The organism is Ensifer sp. KUDG1, assembly GCF_050434285.1.
Lineage (GTDB): Bacteria > Pseudomonadota > Alphaproteobacteria > Rhizobiales > Rhizobiaceae > Ensifer.
Genome location: NZ_JBNDIG010000009.1, coordinates 196,977 through 213,661, shown reverse-complemented (window position 1 = coordinate 213,661; position 16,685 = coordinate 196,977). Strand labels below are relative to the sequence as shown.

Annotated in this window: 19 protein-coding genes; 10 read left to right on the top strand and 9 right to left on the bottom strand. The window is 64.2% G+C overall.

What is annotated here, in order from left to right; translation table 11 throughout:
• Window positions 1-107 precede the first annotated feature (107 nt).
• On the top strand, window positions 108-929 hold the full coding sequence (locus tag M2267_RS22135; protein WP_052201673.1) for a hypothetical protein: 822 nt from the start codon (window positions 108-110) through the stop codon (window positions 927-929).
• A gap of 31 nt (window positions 930-960) precedes the next feature.
• On the opposite strand, the gene M2267_RS22130 is transcribed toward M2267_RS22135, so the two are convergent.
• From M2267_RS22130 to tsaD, 5 genes are read right to left on the bottom strand one after another with little or no spacing between them, the layout of a single operon-like run.
• Window positions 961-1,665 carry a class I SAM-dependent methyltransferase gene (locus M2267_RS22130; protein WP_429117151.1) on the bottom strand — a complete coding sequence of 235 codons (705 nt, stop codon included), beginning with the start codon at window positions 1,663-1,665 and terminating at the stop codon, window positions 961-963.
• 48 nt (window positions 1,666-1,713) lie between these two features.
• Entirely contained in the window at window positions 1,714-2,145 is a 432-nt protein-coding gene (locus tag M2267_RS22125) for an EVE domain-containing protein (RefSeq protein ID WP_043613977.1), read from the bottom strand.
• Window positions 2,146-2,152: 7 nt separating this feature from the next.
• Window positions 2,153-2,446 carry a YciI-like protein gene (locus M2267_RS22120; RefSeq protein ID WP_429117149.1) on the bottom strand — a complete coding sequence of 98 codons (294 nt, stop codon included), beginning with the start codon at window positions 2,444-2,446 and terminating at the stop codon, window positions 2,153-2,155.
• A gap of 55 nt (window positions 2,447-2,501) precedes the next feature.
• Entirely contained in the window at window positions 2,502-3,503 is a 1,002-nt protein-coding gene (locus M2267_RS22115; protein WP_429117146.1) for an NAD(P)H-dependent glycerol-3-phosphate dehydrogenase, read from the bottom strand.
• A gap of 26 nt (window positions 3,504-3,529) precedes the next feature.
• Window positions 3,530-4,624 carry a tRNA (adenosine(37)-N6)-threonylcarbamoyltransferase complex transferase subunit TsaD gene (gene tsaD / locus M2267_RS22110; protein WP_429117144.1) on the bottom strand — a complete coding sequence of 365 codons (1,095 nt, stop codon included), beginning with the start codon at window positions 4,622-4,624 and terminating at the stop codon, window positions 3,530-3,532.
• Window positions 4,625-4,698: 74 nt separating this feature from the next.
• Between tsaD and hemC the strand changes: the two genes are divergently transcribed.
• The 6 genes from hemC (at window position 4,699) to M2267_RS22080 (ending at window position 10,629) form a co-directional block, all read left to right on the top strand.
• Entirely contained in the window at window positions 4,699-5,628 is a 930-nt protein-coding gene (gene hemC / locus M2267_RS22105; protein WP_429117142.1) for a hydroxymethylbilane synthase, read from the top strand.
• 4 nt (window positions 5,629-5,632) lie between these two features.
• Window positions 5,633-6,346, top strand: coding sequence for a uroporphyrinogen-III synthase (locus M2267_RS22100; protein ID WP_429117140.1), 714 nt, complete (start codon window positions 5,633-5,635; stop codon window positions 6,344-6,346).
• A gap of 102 nt (window positions 6,347-6,448) precedes the next feature.
• Entirely contained in the window at window positions 6,449-7,729 is a 1,281-nt protein-coding gene (locus tag M2267_RS22095) for a COG4223 family protein (RefSeq protein ID WP_429117138.1), read from the top strand.
• Between the two features lie 11 nt (window positions 7,730-7,740).
• Window positions 7,741-9,387: a heme biosynthesis protein HemY gene (locus tag M2267_RS22090; protein ID WP_429117136.1), complete on the top strand. Its 1,647-nt coding sequence runs from the start codon at window positions 7,741-7,743 to the stop codon at window positions 9,385-9,387.
• Between the two features lie 26 nt (window positions 9,388-9,413).
• Window positions 9,414-9,896, top strand: coding sequence for a TerB family tellurite resistance protein (locus tag M2267_RS22085; RefSeq protein ID WP_402325810.1), 483 nt, complete (start codon window positions 9,414-9,416; stop codon window positions 9,894-9,896).
• Window position 9,897: 1 nt separating this feature from the next.
• Complete coding sequence (locus M2267_RS22080; protein ID WP_429117134.1) at window positions 9,898-10,629, top strand: glutamine amidotransferase; 732 nt, start codon at window positions 9,898-9,900, stop codon at window positions 10,627-10,629.
• 20 nt (window positions 10,630-10,649) lie between these two features.
• On the opposite strand, the gene M2267_RS22075 is transcribed toward M2267_RS22080, so the two are convergent.
• Window positions 10,650-11,891 carry an MFS transporter gene (locus tag M2267_RS22075; protein ID WP_429117131.1) on the bottom strand — a complete coding sequence of 414 codons (1,242 nt, stop codon included), beginning with the start codon at window positions 11,889-11,891 and terminating at the stop codon, window positions 10,650-10,652.
• Between the two features lie 134 nt (window positions 11,892-12,025).
• Here M2267_RS22075 and M2267_RS22070 point away from each other — a divergent pair, with 134 nt between their 5' ends.
• Together M2267_RS22070 and M2267_RS22065 are read left to right on the top strand one after the other, a co-directional pair.
• A complete protein-coding gene (locus tag M2267_RS22070) occupies window positions 12,026-12,319 on the top strand; it encodes a YggT family protein (protein WP_139108271.1) in 294 nt (97 codons plus the stop codon).
• A 2-nt stretch (window positions 12,320-12,321) separates the two neighbouring features.
• Window positions 12,322-12,639, top strand: a complete 318-nt coding sequence (locus M2267_RS22065) for a DUF167 domain-containing protein (protein ID WP_429117129.1) — start codon at window positions 12,322-12,324, stop codon at window positions 12,637-12,639.
• Between the two features lie 4 nt (window positions 12,640-12,643).
• Here the strand turns inward: M2267_RS22065 and ppa are convergent, their stop codons facing one another.
• A complete protein-coding gene (gene ppa, locus M2267_RS22060; protein ID WP_429117127.1) occupies window positions 12,644-13,177 on the bottom strand; it encodes an inorganic diphosphatase in 534 nt (177 codons plus the stop codon).
• Window positions 13,178-13,337: 160 nt separating this feature from the next.
• Here ppa and M2267_RS22055 point away from each other — a divergent pair, with 160 nt between their 5' ends.
• Window positions 13,338-13,937, top strand: a complete 600-nt coding sequence (locus M2267_RS22055) for a hypothetical protein (RefSeq protein ID WP_429117126.1) — start codon at window positions 13,338-13,340, stop codon at window positions 13,935-13,937.
• A gap of 33 nt (window positions 13,938-13,970) precedes the next feature.
• On the opposite strand, the gene M2267_RS22050 is transcribed toward M2267_RS22055, so the two are convergent.
• Both M2267_RS22050 and typA read right to left on the bottom strand, forming a co-directional pair.
• Entirely contained in the window at window positions 13,971-14,477 is a 507-nt protein-coding gene (locus M2267_RS22050; RefSeq protein WP_034802619.1) for a GNAT family N-acetyltransferase, read from the bottom strand.
• A gap of 207 nt (window positions 14,478-14,684) precedes the next feature.
• Window positions 14,685-16,511 carry a translational GTPase TypA gene (gene typA, locus M2267_RS22045; protein WP_043619962.1) on the bottom strand — a complete coding sequence of 609 codons (1,827 nt, stop codon included), beginning with the start codon at window positions 16,509-16,511 and terminating at the stop codon, window positions 14,685-14,687.
• Between the last annotated feature and the right edge of the window lie 174 nt (window positions 16,512-16,685).

Here is a 16,685-nt window from a genome sequence, read left to right as displayed (position 1 = left end):
GGCGTTAACGATAGCGACAAAAAGCCAAGCAATTCCGTGACTTTCCCGCCGATGTGGCCCAGAGTGCCCTTAACGATTTGTTAAGCGTCACCCGGAGGGCGGGCAGAATGATTCTGTTCAGGGCAATCCATGCGACCAAAGTGCTAGCGCTTGCCGGCCTGGTCATCGCCACCAGCTACATTCCGATGGAAGCTCGAGACCGGGGCGGACTGCCGGAGGCGCAGACGCGAACACGCCATGTCAGGATGAATGCCGATCGTTTCTATCCTCGTCACGATTTCGATCGCATGGGTTATCGCAACGACTGGGACCGCCATCGCGGACCGCGCCGAGACTGGGCGTCCAACGGTGGCCCGCCGGAAGTGAACACGCGCACCCGGCACGTTCGCCTGCCGCGCTACCGCCCCTACCCCGGCGCTTATGCCGGACGGTCGGAGCAGCGTGGCGGATGGGTGCGCGACGGAGCCGGTCGCGACTACTGGACATCCGACGCCCGCAGGCACGACGGTCGCCCAGGCATCTATGACGTGCCGCCGCAAGTCTCGACCCGCACCCGCCATGTCCCCTTGCCGCAATATCGGGCCTATCCCGAGCGTTGGGGCAACGGCGGCGGATGGATGCGCGATCAGGCCGGGCGGGAGATCTGGACATCGAACAACCAGGGCCGTGACTATCGCCCGAACTATTACGGCGGCGATGAATATCCGGATGTCATTCCCGGTATCGGCACTTATGTCGGCGGGATTTCCGCCTATGTCGATGTCGGCAACGGCATCTATTTCAGCCAGGAAGGCGACTACGGCTATGCGGATGAGGCAGACTTTGCGCCTCAGCCCGAGGCGAGACGCGGCAAGATCATCGACGTCACGCCACAGACGATGAACAGCTCCTGCACCTACGAACACGGCGTCTGCGTCATCCGCCGGTAATCGCGGCGACGGGCCTTGTCAGGCTGTCAGGTCAGCGGCTTCGAAGATCGGGTGTATCGTCGGAGATGCGGGCACGATTATCATGTACGCCTGTGCCGAAGCGCCAGACGGTGGTGCGCTTGACCTCGCTGTCCTCCAGCGCCCGGGTGACGGGAACCTCGTAGGTGGCAAGGGACGTCATCATTTCGCGCGGGCAGTAGGAACGTCCGGGATCGCCGACGATCACGGAGGCGCCACTTGCGGCAAGCCCCGAAAACCACGGCTTCAACCGGTCGGCAAAAGCCTTGTCGTAAAAGACGTCGCCGGCGAGATAGACCTCGGCTTCAAGGTCGCGGCCGGTGATATCGTCGCCTGTATAGGAAAGGGTGACGTCGTTGAGTGCGGCATTGAGCCGGACGGCCGTTTCCGCCCAGGGGTCGATATCGGCGGCGAGCACCGATGCTGCGCCCGCCTTCATCGCCGCGATCGCCACCAGACCCGAACCGGAGGCAAAGTCGACGACACGGCGGCCGCGCACGACCTCGGGATGATCGAGGATGTAGCGGGAAAGCCCCTGCCCGCCAGCCCAGGCAAAGGCCCAGAACGGCGGCGGCAGGCCGATCTCCTGCAACTCTTCCTCGGTCTTCAGCCAGAGTTCATGCGCCTCCGTCGCCAGGTGCAGGCGGATCTCCGGCACATGCGGCGGCGTGAGCACGTCGGTGTTTTCGAGGATGAAGCTTTCCGGATCGGTCTTCACGAAACTCTCCGCGCCTGCCCGAGCGTCCCGGACAGGCGGAAAACAGGACTAGCGCGGCGGATTGTCGAGCCCGCCCATGCGGCAGACCTCGATCCACTCGTCCTCGGTCACCGGCTGCACCGACAGGCGCATGGAGGTGACGAGCGACATATTGGCGAGCTTCGGATTGTCCTTGATCTCCTTCAGCGTCACCGGCCGCGGCATGTCCATCACGGCGCGGATATCGACGCAGTCCCAGCGGGCGTCGCCCTCGGCAGTCGAATCCGGATGCGATAGCGCGCAGACTTCGGAGATGCCGACGATCTCCAACCCCTCATTCGAGTGGTAGAAGAAGCCTTTGTCGCCGATCTGCATCGCCCGCATGTTGTTGCGCGCCTGGTAGTTGCGCACGCCGGTCCATTCGGTGCCCTTGGCGCCTGCATCCTTCTGCATCTGCCAGGACCACTTGAAGGGTTCGGATTTGTAGAGCCAATGGGCCATCTTGGTCTCAAGCCTCCGGATTGTTGAAGACCCAGTTGAAGGCCTTGATCTCGACATTGGAAAAGAGCCCGGCCTTGGCATAGGGATCGGCTTCGGCAAGCGCACGGGCTTCATCGATCGTCTCGGCCTTGACGAGCACCAGGCTGCCGGTCGGCTTGCCGTCGTCGCCGAGGAAGGGGCCGGCCATTTTCAGGATACCCTTGGCATTGAGATCGTTGAGATAGGCGACGTGATCGGGACGGGTGTCGAGCCGAAGCTGCAGCGCGCCCGGCTTGTCGGTGCAATGAAGTGCGAAGAGCATGCTTCCTCCTAGAGTTTTCGTTGGCGCGGGTGCGAGCGAAAGTCCGCCGCTCCCTTCATTCCTGGGTGATCGGGCGGGTCATCAACTGTTCGAGCGCGGTGCGGACATCGAGCTTGCCGTCGATGATCGCCGCCACCGCTTCGGTGATCGGCATTTCGACGCCAAGATCATGGGCAACGCGGGCGGCGACCGATGCGGCGAACGCGCCTTCGACCAGCTCGCCCTTGCGCCCGCTGGCCCGACCATCCTTACCGAGCGCGATGCCGAAACGCAGGTTGCGCGACTGGTGGCTGGTCGCCGTCAACACGAGATCGCCAAGCCCGGAAAGACCACGCACCGTATCGGCCTCGCCGCCCTCGGCAGCAATGAAGCGCGACATCTCGGCAAGGCCGCGCGAGATCAGCGCGGCACGGGCGCTGTCGCCAAGGCCCGCGCCCTCGACGATGCCGCAGGCGATCGCCAGCACATTCTTCAGCGCGCCGCCGAGCTGCACGCCGATGCGATCCTCGGACGGATAAAGCCGGAAGGTCGGCCCCGAGAGTACCTCGGCCAGCATCGTCGCCGTCGCTGCATCGGCCGCTGCGATCACCATGGCGGTCGGCAGGCCTTTGGCGATATCAGCGGCAAAACCGGGACCGGAGAGCACGCCGATCGAGCGGCCGGGCAGTTCCTCCGCCAGCACGTCGGTCAGCAAGCGGCCGGTCGCCTGCTCCATGCCCTTGGCACAGGTGACGATCGTGGCTGCAGCGTTGATCTGAGGGCCATACTGCCGTGCCGCATCCCGGTGCGCCTGCGACGGCATGACGAAGAGCACGACTTCGGCGTCCGCGAGCACGGAGATATCGGCCGTATGCTTCAACGCCGCCGGCAGGTCGATACCCGGCAGGGCATCCTCATTGCGGCCGGTGTCGCGGCAGGCTTCGGCAATCTCCGGACGACGGGCCAGCAGCGTCACGTCGCTGCCTTCAGCCGAGGCGGCAACCGCGGCGAGCGCGGTGCCAAAGGCGCCAGCGCCGACCACGACGATCTTCGGCCCGTTCTTGGAAATGTCGTTCATGCTCTATCCGTATGCTCTAAATCTTGTCACGCCTTGGCGCCGCGTTTGCCGGAACCGAGCAGCGCCTGCGCCTGGGCGTCGAGCGGCCAGCGCGAGCGCGGCGCGACATCAAGGCCGTCGGCTGCGATGCCTGCCGCCAGCCGTTCGGCACCGGCCCAGGCGATCATCGCCGCGTTGTCGGTGCAGAGAGAAAGCGGCGGCGCGATGAACTCGAAGCCGTTCTTGTCACAAAGTTCCTGCAGTGTCGTCCGCAGCACCTGGTTGGCGGCAACGCCGCCGGCCACCACCAGCGCCGGGCGCGCAACACCGCCATGTTCCGCCTTGAAGCGCTTCAGGCCGCGACCGACGCGATCCTTGAGCGTGCGCGAGATCGCCCGCTGGAAAGAGGCGCAGATATCGGCGATGTCCTGCTCCGTGACCGGCTCCAGCGATTGCGCCGCCTGGCGCACTGCCGTCTTCAAACCGGAGAAGGAGAAGTCGAGCCTGGCATCGCCGACGAGCGGGCGCGGAAAATCGAAACGCTGCGGATCGCCCGCAAGCGCTGCCCTCTCCACCGCCGGACCACCCGGGTAGGGAAGGCCGAGCAGCTTGGCCGTCTTGTCGAACGCCTCGCCGAGTGCATCGTCGATCGTCGTGCCCCAGCGCTCGTAGTCGCCGACACCCTTGACGAGGATGAGCTGGGTGTGGCCGCCGGAGACGAGCAGCATCAGGTAGGGGAAGGAAAGCTCATCGGTCAGCCGCGCCGTCAGCGCATGGCCCTCGAGATGGTTGACGGCATAGAGCGGCTTGCCGGTTGCCCGCGCGATCGCCTTGCCGGTCATCAGCCCGACGATCAGGCCGCCGATCAGACCGGGACCACTTGTCGCAGCAATGGCGTCGATGTCGGAAAGCGTGACACCGGCCCTGAGCAGCGCTTCCTCGATCAGCGTGTCCAGCGCCTCCACATGGGCGCGCGCGGCGATCTCCGGAACCACGCCGCCATAGGCGCTGTGCTCTTCCAGCTGGCTTAAGACCACGTCGCCGAGGATATGGCCCTTGCCGTCGGAATCGCGCAAAATGACGGAAGCGGCGGTTTCGTCGCAGCTTGTTTCTATGCCGAGGATGCGCAGGGGCGGAGACATCAGGAACTACTCAAAGATTGCGGTCGCACCGAAAGGTGGGTACACGGAACTCCGGTAACAATGGATAGCCTTTGATGCAAACAAAACCTTTCCGGATCGGCACGCGCGGCAGCCCGCTGGCGCTCGCTCAAGCCCATGAAACGCGCGATCGCCTCGCAGCGGCGCATGGTCTTTCGCCGGAAATGTTCGAGGTCGTCATCCTCTCGACCAAGGGTGACCGGATCACCGACCGCTCGCTCGCCGAGATCGGCGGCAAGGGCCTGTTCACCGAAGAGATCGAGCAGCAATTGCTGTCGGGCGAACTCGATTTCGCCGTGCATTCGTCCAAGGACATGCCGACGAAACTGCCTGACGGGCTCTGTCTTTCCGCCTTCCTGCCGCGTGAGGACATTCGCGATGCCTTCATCGGCCGGACGGCAAAAAAACTGATGGAACTGCCACAGGGCGTGACCGTCGGCTCCTCGTCGCTGCGCCGCCAGGCGCTGATCCGCCGGCTGCGCCCGGATATCAATGTCATCACCTATCGCGGCCAGGTGGAGACGCGGCTGCGGAAGCTTGCCGAGGGCCAGGTCGACGCGACGCTGCTTGCCTATGCGGGCCTCAAGCGGCTCGGCATGACCGACGTTCCGACCGAACTTCTCGACCCCGACGATTTCCCGCCGGCCCCGGCGCAAGGCGCGATCTGCATCGAGAGCCGCATCGGCGACAGCCGCATCAATGACCTGCTCGCAGCCATCGACGATGCCCGCACCCATGAGGCCGTCGCCTGCGAGCGTGGCTTCCTTGCGACGCTCGACGGCTCCTGCCGCACACCGATCGCCGGTCTCGCCACCTCGGACGGCAGCCATCTGAGCTTCTCCGGCATGATCCTCACGCCCGACGGCCAGACACATCACCGGGTCACGATCGAGGGCAAGGCCACCGACGCCGAAGCGCTCGGGCAAAAGGCCGGCGAAGAGATCCGCACCAAGGCCGGCCCCGGCTTCTTTGCAAGCTGGACCTGAAGCCATGCGCGTGCTCGTCACCCGGCCGCTCCCGGCCGCCGAGGCGACGGTACGCCGGCTGGAGGCCGCCGGACACCGGCCGATCCTGCTGCCCTTGATGCAGGCCACCCATCTTGCTGCCGCCGCCGTCACCGCGCTTGAAGTGCCGCATGCGGCGATCGTGCTCACCAGCGCCGAAGCGATCCGGGTGCTCGTCTCGTCCGATGCAGACCTGTCACAACATCTGGCGACCCCGTGCTTCTGCGTCGGCGCTGCCACGGCGCAGGCGGCAGCCGGGCTCAGTTTCACCGATCTGCGCATAGCGCAGGGAACCGGCCAGTCCCTGGCGGAACTGATCGGCGCGACCATCGACACGCTGCCGCCGCTTCCCCTGCTCTATCTCGCAGGAACGCCGCGCTCCGAAGGGCTGGAAATGGGCCTGAGGCAAAACGGCATCGAGCACCGGACGGTCGAGTGCTACCGCATGGAGCCGATCGCCCATCCGCGCGCCGCGATCGAAGATCTTCGGCAAAGCAACCGTCCCGACGCCGTGCTTTTATACTCGCGGGAGACCGCGCGACAGTTCGTTCGCCTGCTTTCCGAAGCCGGTGCCGATGCCGCTTCCTTTGCGCCGCGCTACCTCTGCCTCAGCCCCGTGGTGGCCGAGGCGCTGCCGGGTAACGTCGTGGCAGAGACCGCCGCAAAGCCCGATGAAGACAGCCTTTTCAGTCTTCTCTAACATCGAATTCATCCAAAAACGGAACGGAGGGGCTTTCCCTCACCGTTCCGGCTGACTAGGTTTGAAGGAAGAGCCAACAGGCACCAACGGTAAGAGGTCACCATGGTATCGGAAAACCCGCCGCGCCGCTCGAAGTCCGAGAAGGAACCGCTGACGATCGACCTCGAAGCGGAGAAAACCGTTGCGGAACCGGCCGGCCCGGAAGCAACCGGCGAGACGCTGGCAGATGCTGCGACCGAAAGCGCATCGAACAAGACCGAGACGGATGAACCGGTAACGGACAGCAGCGACAACAGCGCCGCCGGATCCCGCCTGGACGAAGAAATCGAGGAGCAGCGCGCCGATGCCGCCGCCGACGCGGCCGCGGCCGTCTTCGCCGAAGAGCCGCCGCATGTGGCCCGCGAGCCGGAACCGGCACCGCCACAGAAACCGGTATCGAACTCCGGTGCGCTTGCCGCCGGCATCGTCGGCGGTCTCGTGACGCTGCTTGGCTTTGGCGGCCTGCAATATGCCGGCATCGTCCCCGGGCTTGGGCCGACCCGCGGCGTCGAGCAGAACATTTCCGGCGAGCTGCAGGCCCTGCGCGACGAGATCGCAGCGCTGCCCACGCCCGCAGCCGTCGTCGACAACACCGCGCTCGAAGGTCGTATCGCCGCGCTCGAGCAGTCCGCCTCCCAGCCGGCCACGAACGGCGCACCCAGCGCCGAGGTCGAGACGCTGAAGGCGGAAGTCGACAATCTCACCAAGGAGCTTGCAGGCCTGAAGACGGCGCTCGCCGACGCGCAGCAGGCGGCAACCGCCGAGAAAGCGGAACTGACGAGCCGCATCGAGACCGCCGAGCAGAAGCTCAACGAGCCGGTCAACGATATCCAGATGGCGAAGGCCGTTGCGGTCACCGCACTGAAGTCGGCGATCGATCGCGGCGGGCCCTTCCTCGCCGAACTCGACGCGCTGCGCAGCATCGCGCCGGACGAACAGGCCGTCGCCGCGCTCGCCCAGGATGCCCAGGTCGGCGCGCCGACCCGCACGGATCTGCGCCGCGAATTCCCGAAAACCGCCGACGCCATGCTCGACGCTCTCAACCAGCCCGATCCGAACGAGGGCATCTTCGACCGGCTGGTGTCCAGCGCCATGTCCGGCATCCGCGTGCGTCCCGTCGGCAGCGTCGAGGGCGAAACGCCCGAAGCCGTCATCGCCCGGATCGAGGACAAGCTGAACAATGGCGACCTCAAGGGCGCCGCTTTGGAATGGGATGGGCTGCCGGACGCCGCCAAACCTGTGGGCGAGGCCTACAAGGCCAAGCTCGACCAGCGTTTGCGGGTCGAAGCCGCGATTGATGCCGCCGTCGCTGCGACGATGGCTAAACCAGGCACGGAAGGCTGAGGGAACCAGATATGATCCGCATTCTGATTTTCATCCTGATCGTGCTTGGTCTCGGCCTCGGCTTCGCCTGGCTCGCCGACCGGCCGGGTGAACTCTCGGTCGTCTGGCAGGGCCAGTTGATCGAGATGAGCCTGATGCGTGCCGCATCGCTGCTGATCTCGCTGATTGCCGCAGTGCTGATCGTCGTCTGGCTGGTGCGCACCATCTGGCTTTCGCCGCACACGGTCACCCGCTATTTCCGCGCCCGCAAGCGCGACCGCGGCTACCAGGCCCTCTCGACCGGCCTGATCGCCGCCGGCGCCGGCGACGCCAATCTTGCCCGCAAGATGACTGCCCGCACCCGCGGCCTGATCAGCGCCGACCAGGAACCGCTGATCCACCTGCTCGAAGCCCAGACAGCCCTGATCGAAGGCAAGTACGACGACGCCCGACGCAAGTTCGAGCTGATGGCCGACGATCCGGAGACGCGCGAACTCGGGCTCCGCGGCCTCTATCTAGAAGCCAAGCGACTCGGCGCCCATGAGGCCGCCCGGCAATATGCCGAGCGCGCTGCCGAAAAATCGCCGCACCTGCCCTGGGCAGCACTTGCGACCCTCGACAGCCAGAGCCAGGCCGGACAGTGGGACGATGCGCTGCGCCTGCTCGACCAGAGCCGTGTCGCCCATGTGGTCGATCGCAAGGAGGCCGACCGCAAGAAGGCGGTGCTCTTGACCGCCCGGGCCATCAGCAAGCTCGACGGCGACATGAAGGCGGCGCGCGACGACGCGCTTGCCGCGCTGAAGCTCGACGAACATCTGGTGCCGGCGGCGCTGACGGCCGCCAAGGCGCTGTTTCGCGAGGACAACCTGCGCAAGGGCACCGCGATCCTCGAGAAGAACTGGAAGCACGAGCCGCATCCGGACGTGGCACGGCTCTACGTGCGCGCCCGCGGCGGCGACACCGCCGTCGACCGGTTGAAACGGGCACGCAAGCTCGAAGCCTTGAAGCCCAACAATGCCGTGGCGATGGCTGCCGTCGCCGAGGCAGCACTCGAAGCGCGCGAGCTGCTTCTGGCCCGCACCAAGGCGGAAGCCGCCGCCCGGCTCGACCCGACCGAGAGCATCTTCCTGCTGCTTGCCGACATCGAAGAGGCCGACACCGGCGACGAGGGCCGCATCCGTCACTGGATGGCGCAGGCGCTGAAGAGCCCGCGCGATCCCGCCTGGACCGCCGATGGCGTGACCTCGCCGACCTGGCTGCCCGTCTCGCCGGTCAGTGGCCGTCTCGATGCCTTCGAATGGAAGGCACCGCCGCATACGCTTTCGGCCACGGTCGACCACGACCAGTCGAACGCCGACGAGGCGATCCGCAGCCTGCCCGCCGTGGTGGAGGCGCATGTGCACGAGCCGGCACCCGCAGCCCGGCGCAGCGAGGCGCCGGTGATCCTGGAGGCCGAGCGCGAGGAACCGCGTCCGGCGCCGCAGCCGATCAAGGTCGCCGAGCGCAGGGCGCCGGAACCGGTCGCCGACAAGCCTCCGGTCAAGGCGGAAAAGGAAGAGGGCGCGAATGGCGAGCACATGCCCGATCCCTTCTTCGGCCGTCCGCCGGATGACCCCGGCGTGCGCGATCCGGCCGCCGGCGAGAAGGCGCCGGAAAAGACGACTTTCCGATTGTTCTGAATTCTCAAGGGGCTGTGGCAAAATACATGTTTGAACGCTTACGGACGTTTCTCGATGGCCTGACCGGCCCGGCGAAGCGGATAGAGCATGGCGATCCGCGCGTGGCGGTCATCGCTCTCTGTTTCCAGGTGATGGAGGCCGACGGCCGGATCCTCGCGTCCGAGCGGCGCAAGATGCGCAAGGTCGTCAAGGAGCACTACAAGCTCGACGATGCCTCGCTCTCGGCCTTGATCGAAGCCGGCGAGACTGCCGAAAGCGAGGCGATCGACTTCTATCAATTCACCGCCGAACTCAAGCGCCACCTCTCCGAGGAGCAACGCGTCGAACTCGTGGGCATGCTCTGGGACGTCGTCTATGCCGACGGCGAGCGCAGCGAGATGGAAGATCACGTGATCTGGCGTATCGCCGATCTGCTCGGCGTTTCCGGTCGCGACAGGGTGCTGCAGCGCCAGGAGGCGGCGGCAAGAAGCGACACGGTCGAGAAAGCCGAGTCACAACAGGATAACTGAAATGCCAATGCCCGACGACAGCGCGCGAAAACCCGTCCTGATCATCCTGCATCAGGAGCGATCGAGCGCCGGCCGCGTCGGCCAGATACTCGAGCAGAAGGGTTTCGGGCTCGACATCCGTCGCCCGGCGCTTGGTGACGACCTGCCGGAAACGCTGGAACGGCACAGCGGCACGATCGTGTTCGGCGGTCCGATGAGCGCCAATGACGAGGAAGAGTTCGTCCGCCGCGAGATCGACTGGCTTTCCGTGCCGCTCAAGGAAAACAAGCCTTATCTCGGCATCTGCCTCGGCGCGCAGATGTTGGCGCGCAATCTCGGCGGCTCGGTGGCGCCGCATCACGAGGGCATGACCGAAATCGGCTGGTATCCGCTGGTTGCGACCGAGGCGGGCAAGGCGCTGATGGACTGGCCGGCCATGGTCTACCATTTCCATCGCGAGGGCTTCGACCTGCCCTCCGGCGCCGAGCTGCTTGCAACCGGCGACACCTATCCCAACCAGGCCTTCCGCTATGGCGAAAATGCCTGGGGCATCCAGTTCCACGGCGAGCTTACCCGCGCCATGATGCACCGCTGGGTCGTGCACGGCGCCCACCGTTTCGAGATGCCCGGCGCGCAGGTGGGCAAGGCCCATCTCGACGGCCGCATGCAGCACGACGGGCCGCTACGTACCTGGATGGAAAACTTCCTGGAACTGATCTTCCTGCGCAATGAACGAAAGGCGGAAAGCGCTTAACGCGCCGTCCGCCCCACCGTCTACTTGTGGTGATCGGGCACGTCGAGCGTGTCGATCTTGCGCAACTGCGGGAAACCGAGCGCCCAAAGCCCTGAGACGAGCAGGGTGCCCATGCCGCCGAAGACGACGGCAAAGACCCCGCCGAAGCCGGACGCCATCATGCCGGCGCGGAATTCGCCCAGCTCGTTCGACGCGCCGATGAAGACCATGTTGACGGCGTTGACCCGCCCGCGCAGCTCGTCCGGCGTCCAGAGCGTGATCAGCGTCTCGCGCACATAGACCGAGACCATGTCCGCAGCGCCCATGACGACGAGGGCGGCAATCGACACCCAGGGGGTTGCCGAAAGGCCGAAGATAACGGTGCCGAGGCCGAAGAGCGCCACGCCGACGAACATGTAGAAGCCGGCCCGGTGGCGGATCGGGTGGGCCGCCAGCCAGATGGCCATGCTGACCGCACCGATACCGGGTGCCGCCCGCAGAAGGCCGAGCCCCCAGGGGCCGAGGTCGAGGATATCGCGGGCAAAGACCGGCATCAGCGCCACGGCGCCACCAAGCAGCACCGCAAAGAGGTCGAGCGATATGGCGCCGAGCACCACCTTCTCCGCCTTGATGTAGCGGAAGCCGGCGGTGATCGTTTCCCAGCTCTGGGCGGATGGCGCGGTGCGCGTCGCCGGCTTCGGAATGGCAAAGACCATGAATGCGGAGGCGAGGAAGAAGCCGAAGCCGATGGCATAGGGAAAGACCGCACCGAGCGCATAGATGAGACCGCCCGCGACGGGGCCGACGATCATCGCCGTCTGCCAGGAGGTGGAGTTCCAGGCGATCGCATTGGGTAAGTCCTCCGGTGGAACGAGGTTCGGCGCCAGCGATTGCGATGCCGGCGCAAGAAACGCGCGTTCGATGCCGAAGACCACGAGAACCGCATAGACCGGCCAGGGCGAAAACAGCCCGGTAACCGTGAGTGCGAGCAGCGCCGCCGCGCAAAGCGTGCTGACGATCATGCAGACACCCATGATCATGCGCCGGTTGTAGCGGTCGGCCACGGATCCGGTGACGAGGATCAGCACCAATGACGGCAAAAACTGGAAGAGACCGATCAGGCCGAGATCGAAAGGATCGCGCGTCAGATCATAGATCTGCCAGCCGACGGCGACAGAGATGATCTGGATCGCGAAGTAAGCGAGGAAGCGGGAAAAGAAATAGCGGCGATAGCCGACATGCCGAAAAGCGGCAAACCGATGCGAGGCATGAACGGCAGACATGCGGAAGGAACTCCTGCTGAGGGCCGGTCATCACGCCTTCTCACGTTAAACATGATCGCGCCCGATAAACCGGCGTACTTGCTCGTTTAGGTCTCAATGTCTACATGTCTGTCAATAACGATTTGGAGACCGGCATGCTTGCTGTCATCGGCACCTTGAACTTCATCATCAACATCGCGTGGTTTCTGGTCATCGCGTCGGCCATCTTTTCCTGGCTCTACGCGTTCAACGTCATCAACGTGAACAACCAGGCGATCAACATGATCGGCCGTTCGCTCTACCAGCTGACCGAGCCGCTCTACCGCCCGATCCGCCGCGTGCTGCCGGACATGGGTGGCGTCGACCTGTCGCCGCTGGTCGTGCTGGTGATCCTCTATTTCATCCAGCTCTTCCTCAACACCACGATCGCGCCGGCCCTGCTCGGCTGACGATGGCCAATCCGGCCGTAACCGCGCACGGCGACCACGTTCGCCTGACGGTGCGCCTGACGCCGAACGGCGGCCGCGACGCCATTGATGGCCTGGAAGCGGCTGCCGATGGAGAAGAACATCTGAAAGTGCGTGTCAGCGCGGTTCCGGAGAAAGGCAAGGCCAACCAGGCGCTGGTTGCCTTTCTCGCGAAGAAGCTCGGGCTTGCCAAGAGCAAGCTCTCCCTCATCTCAGGCGATACGCAGCGTAAAAAAATCCTCCGGATCGAGGGCGACCCGGAGGATTTGATGAGGCAACTTGCCGAGCTGGTCGGCAAGTAAAAGATTACTTGGCGCCCTTGGCGCGTTCGACAGCTTCGGCGATCAACTGCTTGGCGACGGAAGCATCCTTCCAGCCGAAGATCTTTACCCACTTGCCGGGCTCCAGATCCTTGTAGTGCTCGAAGAAGTGCTCGATCTGCTTCAGCGTGATTTCCGGCAGGTCGGTGTATTCGTGCACCTTGTCGTAGCGCTGCGTCAGGTGACCCGACGGAACGGCAATGATCTTTTCGTCCTTGCCGGAATTGTCTTCCATCATCATCACGCCGATCGGGCGCACGTTGATGACGCAGCCCGGAACCAGCGGACGGGTGTTGCAGATCAGAACGTCGATCGGGTCGCCGTCGTCCGAGAGCGTGTGCGGGACGAAGCCGTAGTTGCCCGGATAGGTCATCGGCGTATAGAGGAAGCGGTCGACAACCAGCGTGCCGGCTTCCTTGTCCATCTCGTACTTGATCGGATGGCCGCCGACGGGAACTTCAACGATCACGTTGACATCTTCTGGTGGATTCTTTCCGATGGAAATCGCGTCGATGCGCATGGATCTACTCCAGGGTCGGTTTGAGAAGTTTGCCCGTCGGATAAAGGGAAACATGCCGCGATGCAACATAACTTTCGTCCGTAGCGCAGATTCAACCGGTCGTTTCGCGCCTGTCGATCGATCGCCAAGGGTCTGCCAATCGCGTTTGAGGGAGTTTCGCATGAACGGAAGGGTTGCATGCCTGACGCTGGTGCTTTTGTCCGCCGGCCCCGTCTTGGCCAATGAGAGCGTCTATACCGACCTAGGCCGCGACACGTGCAAGACGATCGCCGAAGAAGAGGGCATGTACGCGCTGATGACCTGCCCCGGTCATGCGGACTACCCCGTTCGCTTCAAGGAGGCCGACATCCGCCAGAGCGTCTCGTTCGGTCACCTGAACCAACGCTATGCCGACGATGCTTTCGAGAGTTTCATTCCGTTCAACCACGCCGGCACGACCGTGGAGTGGCGAGTTGCCAAGGATGGCAAGGCCGTCGCGACGATCCTGCGCTGGTTCATCGAGAACACCGACGCGTCCGGCGCTTCGGTTCCCGCACTTCAAGGGCAGGTACTCGTCATCTCCAAGGTGGCCGAAAAGGACGACGGCAAGGGCTGCGTCGCCGGCTATGTCGATGCGCTTGCCAATCCCGATCCGAATGCGCTCGCCCGCAAGATCGCCGACGAGGTGGCACCGACCTTCCGCTGCGGCATCGACAAGCCCGCCTATCACGGCACGCGGGGCGACAAGGCGGCCGCCCCCAACAACCAACTGCCTGAATAACTCTTTGATTTCAGTGTTGCGAAGGCATCGCGCCTAGTTCCAGGCGAAGCCGACCTTCTTCAGGTGCTTGTCGCCGAAATCTTCCATGCCTTCGGCGATGTCGGTACCGCCGGCACCCTGGAAGAACTGGTAGGCATGCTCGCTGTCCTCGAGGCACCAGACGACGAGGCCACGGCAGCCGAGCGAGCGCAGCAGGCTCTTGGCCTCGCCGAAGAGGATACGCCCGAGGCCGATGCCCTGGTATTCCGGCCGAAGGTAGATCTCGTAGATCTCGCCTTCCTGCGGCAGCGCCTTGGCGCGGCTGAGGCCGAGCGTTGCATAGCCGGCAATGGTTCCGGCCACATCGACGACGAGCAGCGTGGCAGGCCCGCGGGTCGCCTTGCGCCACCAAGTCTCGTCGCGGCGATTGACCATCTGAACGAGCGGACGATGGGGGATGAGACCGCCATAGGTCTGCAGCCACGAAACGCGGTGCACATCGGCAATTGCCGACGCTTCCTGCGGCTCCCCGGGCCGAATCTCTATTGAAACAGTCTTCATGACTCGCGACTCTAAACACACACAAGGCGAACAGGAATCCCGCCCGGTTGCCGGCCTGCGTTAACCCACAGGCAACTTTAACGGCACCCAATGGAAGGTTAACGCCTTTTTAACTTTATCCGCAAGTCGCCCATCGGTGGCACACACAGCAAAAAACCCCGGATCGCTCCGGGGTTTTCTGAAAGTTATGGGATCGGTCAGGATCGATCAGGCAGCGCCGGCCGTGCGGGCCTTTTCGAAGCGCTTGCGATCGTTCGGGTCGAGGTGCAGCTTGCGCAGACGGATCGACTTCGGCGTCACTTCGACGAGCTCGTCGTCCTGGATCCACGAGAGCGCGCGCTCGAGCGTCATGCGGATCGGCGGCGTCAGGCGAACAGCTTCGTCCTTGCCGGCGGCGCGCATGTTGGTGAGCTTCTTGCCCTTGAGAACGTTCACTTCGAGGTCGTTGTCGCGGGTGTGGATGCCGATGATCATGCCTGCATAGACCTTCTCGCCGGCGTCGATGATCATCGGGCCACGGTCTTCCAGGTTGAACATCGCGTAGGCAACCGATTCACCGGCGTCGTTCGACAAGAGAACGCCGTTGACGCGACCACCGATCTCACCCTTGTAGGGCTGGTAGGCGTGGAACAGGCGGTTCATGATCGCCGTGCCGCGGGTGTCGGTCAGAAGTTCCGACTGGTAGCCGATGAGGCCGCGGGTCGGAGCGAAGAACACCAGACGGACGCGGTTGCCGCCGGACGGACGCAGCTCGACCATTTCGGCCTTGCGCTCCGACATCTTCTGCACGACGACGCCCGAATGCTCTTCGTCGACGTCGATGACGACTTCTTCGATCGGCTCGAGCAGCTGGCCGTTGTCATCCTTGTGCATGACCACGCGCGGACGCGAAACGGCAAGTTCGAAGCCTTCGCGGCGCATGGTTTCGATCAGAACCGCAAGCTGCAGTTCACCGCGGCCCGATACGAAGAAGGAGTCCTTTTCCGAGGATTCTTCGATCTTCAGCGCAACGTTGCCTTCGGCTTCCTTGAACAGGCGGTCGCGGATAACGCGGCTCGTGACCTTGTCGCCTTCGGTGCCGGCGAGCGGACTATCGTTGACGATGAAGGACATGGTGACGGTCGGCGGGTCGATCGGCTGCGCGGTCAGCGCTTCGGCGACCGACGGGTCGCAGAAGGTGTCGGCGACGGTGCCCTTGGTAAGGCCGGCAATCGCGACGATGTCGCCCGCATGCGCTTCCTCGATCGGCTGACGCTCGATGCCGCGGAAGGCGAGGATCTTCGAGATGCGGCCATTTTCGAGCAGCTTGCCGTCCTGACCCAGAACCTTGACGGCCTGGTTCGGCTTCAACGTGCCGGAATGGACGCGGCCGGTGATAATGCGGCCGAGGAAGGGGTTGGCTTCAAGGATCGTGCCGATCATGCGGAACGGGCCTTCGGCAACCGTCGGCTCCGGCACGTGCTTGAGCACCAGGTCGAGCAACGGCGCCATGCCCTGGTCCTTCGGACCTTCCGGGTTGACGTTCATCCAGCCGTCGCGACCCGAACCGTAGAGGATCGGGAAGTCGAGCTGCTCGTCGGAAGCGTCGAGGTTGGCGAAGAGGTCGAAGACTTCGTTGATGACTTCTTCGTGGCGACCATCCGGGCGGTCGATCTTGTTGATCGCGACGATCGGCTTCAGGCCGACTTTCAGCGCCTTGCCGACGACGAACTTCGTCTGCGGCATCGGGCCTTCGGAAGCGTCGACGAGAACGATGGCGCCGTCCACCATCGACAGGATGCGCTCGACTTCACCGCCGAAGTCGGCGTGGCCGGGGGTGTCGACGATGTTGATGCGCGTTCCCTTCCATTCGACCGAGGTCGCCTTGGCGAGAATGGTGATGCCGCGTTCTTTTTCGATGTCGTTGGAGTCCATGACGCGTTCGGCAACGCGCTGGTTTTCGCGGAACGAGCCCGACTGCTTCAGGAGCTCGTCAACAAGGGTCGTTTTCCCATGGTCGACGTGCGCGATAATCGCGATGTTACGAATGCTCATTTTTCGTCTCGGAAGGTTCAGGGCAAGCCCCGATGGGCCACGCCGCTTTTTCAATGGTCGCGCTCATACAGGTTTTTTTGCGATTGCGAAAGGGGGGCGCACGCATGAGCGTCGTGGTCAAATGCCGGTAGGCCATGGGTTTGCACTCGCCGGGGGTCTCGCGAACGCCGTTTG

Coding starts and splice junctions, on each gene's coding strand:
- M2267_RS22080 (WP_429117134.1), top strand. CDS start 9,898: ATGCCAATGCCCGACGACAGCGCGCGAAAACCCGTCCTGATCATCCTG.
- ppa (WP_429117127.1), bottom strand. CDS start 13,177: ATGCGCATCGACGCGATTTCCATCGGAAAGAATCCACCAGAAGATGTC.
- M2267_RS22055 (WP_429117126.1), top strand. CDS start 13,338: ATGAACGGAAGGGTTGCATGCCTGACGCTGGTGCTTTTGTCCGCCGGC.
- hemC (WP_429117142.1), top strand. CDS start 4,699: ATGCAAACAAAACCTTTCCGGATCGGCACGCGCGGCAGCCCGCTGGCG.
- M2267_RS22135 (WP_052201673.1), top strand. CDS start 108: ATGATTCTGTTCAGGGCAATCCATGCGACCAAAGTGCTAGCGCTTGCC.
- typA (WP_043619962.1), bottom strand. CDS start 16,511: ATGAGCATTCGTAACATCGCGATTATCGCGCACGTCGACCATGGGAAA.
- M2267_RS22115 (WP_429117146.1), bottom strand. CDS start 3,503: ATGAACGACATTTCCAAGAACGGGCCGAAGATCGTCGTGGTCGGCGCT.
- M2267_RS22095 (WP_429117138.1), top strand. CDS start 6,449: ATGGTATCGGAAAACCCGCCGCGCCGCTCGAAGTCCGAGAAGGAACCG.
- M2267_RS22075 (WP_429117131.1), bottom strand. CDS start 11,891: ATGTCTGCCGTTCATGCCTCGCATCGGTTTGCCGCTTTTCGGCATGTC.
- tsaD (WP_429117144.1), bottom strand. CDS start 4,624: ATGTCTCCGCCCCTGCGCATCCTCGGCATAGAAACAAGCTGCGACGAA.
- M2267_RS22125 (WP_043613977.1), bottom strand. CDS start 2,145: ATGGCCCATTGGCTCTACAAATCCGAACCCTTCAAGTGGTCCTGGCAG.
- M2267_RS22065 (WP_429117129.1), top strand. CDS start 12,322: ATGGCCAATCCGGCCGTAACCGCGCACGGCGACCACGTTCGCCTGACG.
- M2267_RS22070 (WP_139108271.1), top strand. CDS start 12,026: ATGCTTGCTGTCATCGGCACCTTGAACTTCATCATCAACATCGCGTGG.
- M2267_RS22085 (WP_402325810.1), top strand. CDS start 9,414: ATGTTTGAACGCTTACGGACGTTTCTCGATGGCCTGACCGGCCCGGCG.
- M2267_RS22120 (WP_429117149.1), bottom strand. CDS start 2,446: ATGCTCTTCGCACTTCATTGCACCGACAAGCCGGGCGCGCTGCAGCTT.
- M2267_RS22090 (WP_429117136.1), top strand. CDS start 7,741: ATGATCCGCATTCTGATTTTCATCCTGATCGTGCTTGGTCTCGGCCTC.
- M2267_RS22100 (WP_429117140.1), top strand. CDS start 5,633: ATGCGCGTGCTCGTCACCCGGCCGCTCCCGGCCGCCGAGGCGACGGTA.
- M2267_RS22050 (WP_034802619.1), bottom strand. CDS start 14,477: ATGAAGACTGTTTCAATAGAGATTCGGCCCGGGGAGCCGCAGGAAGCG.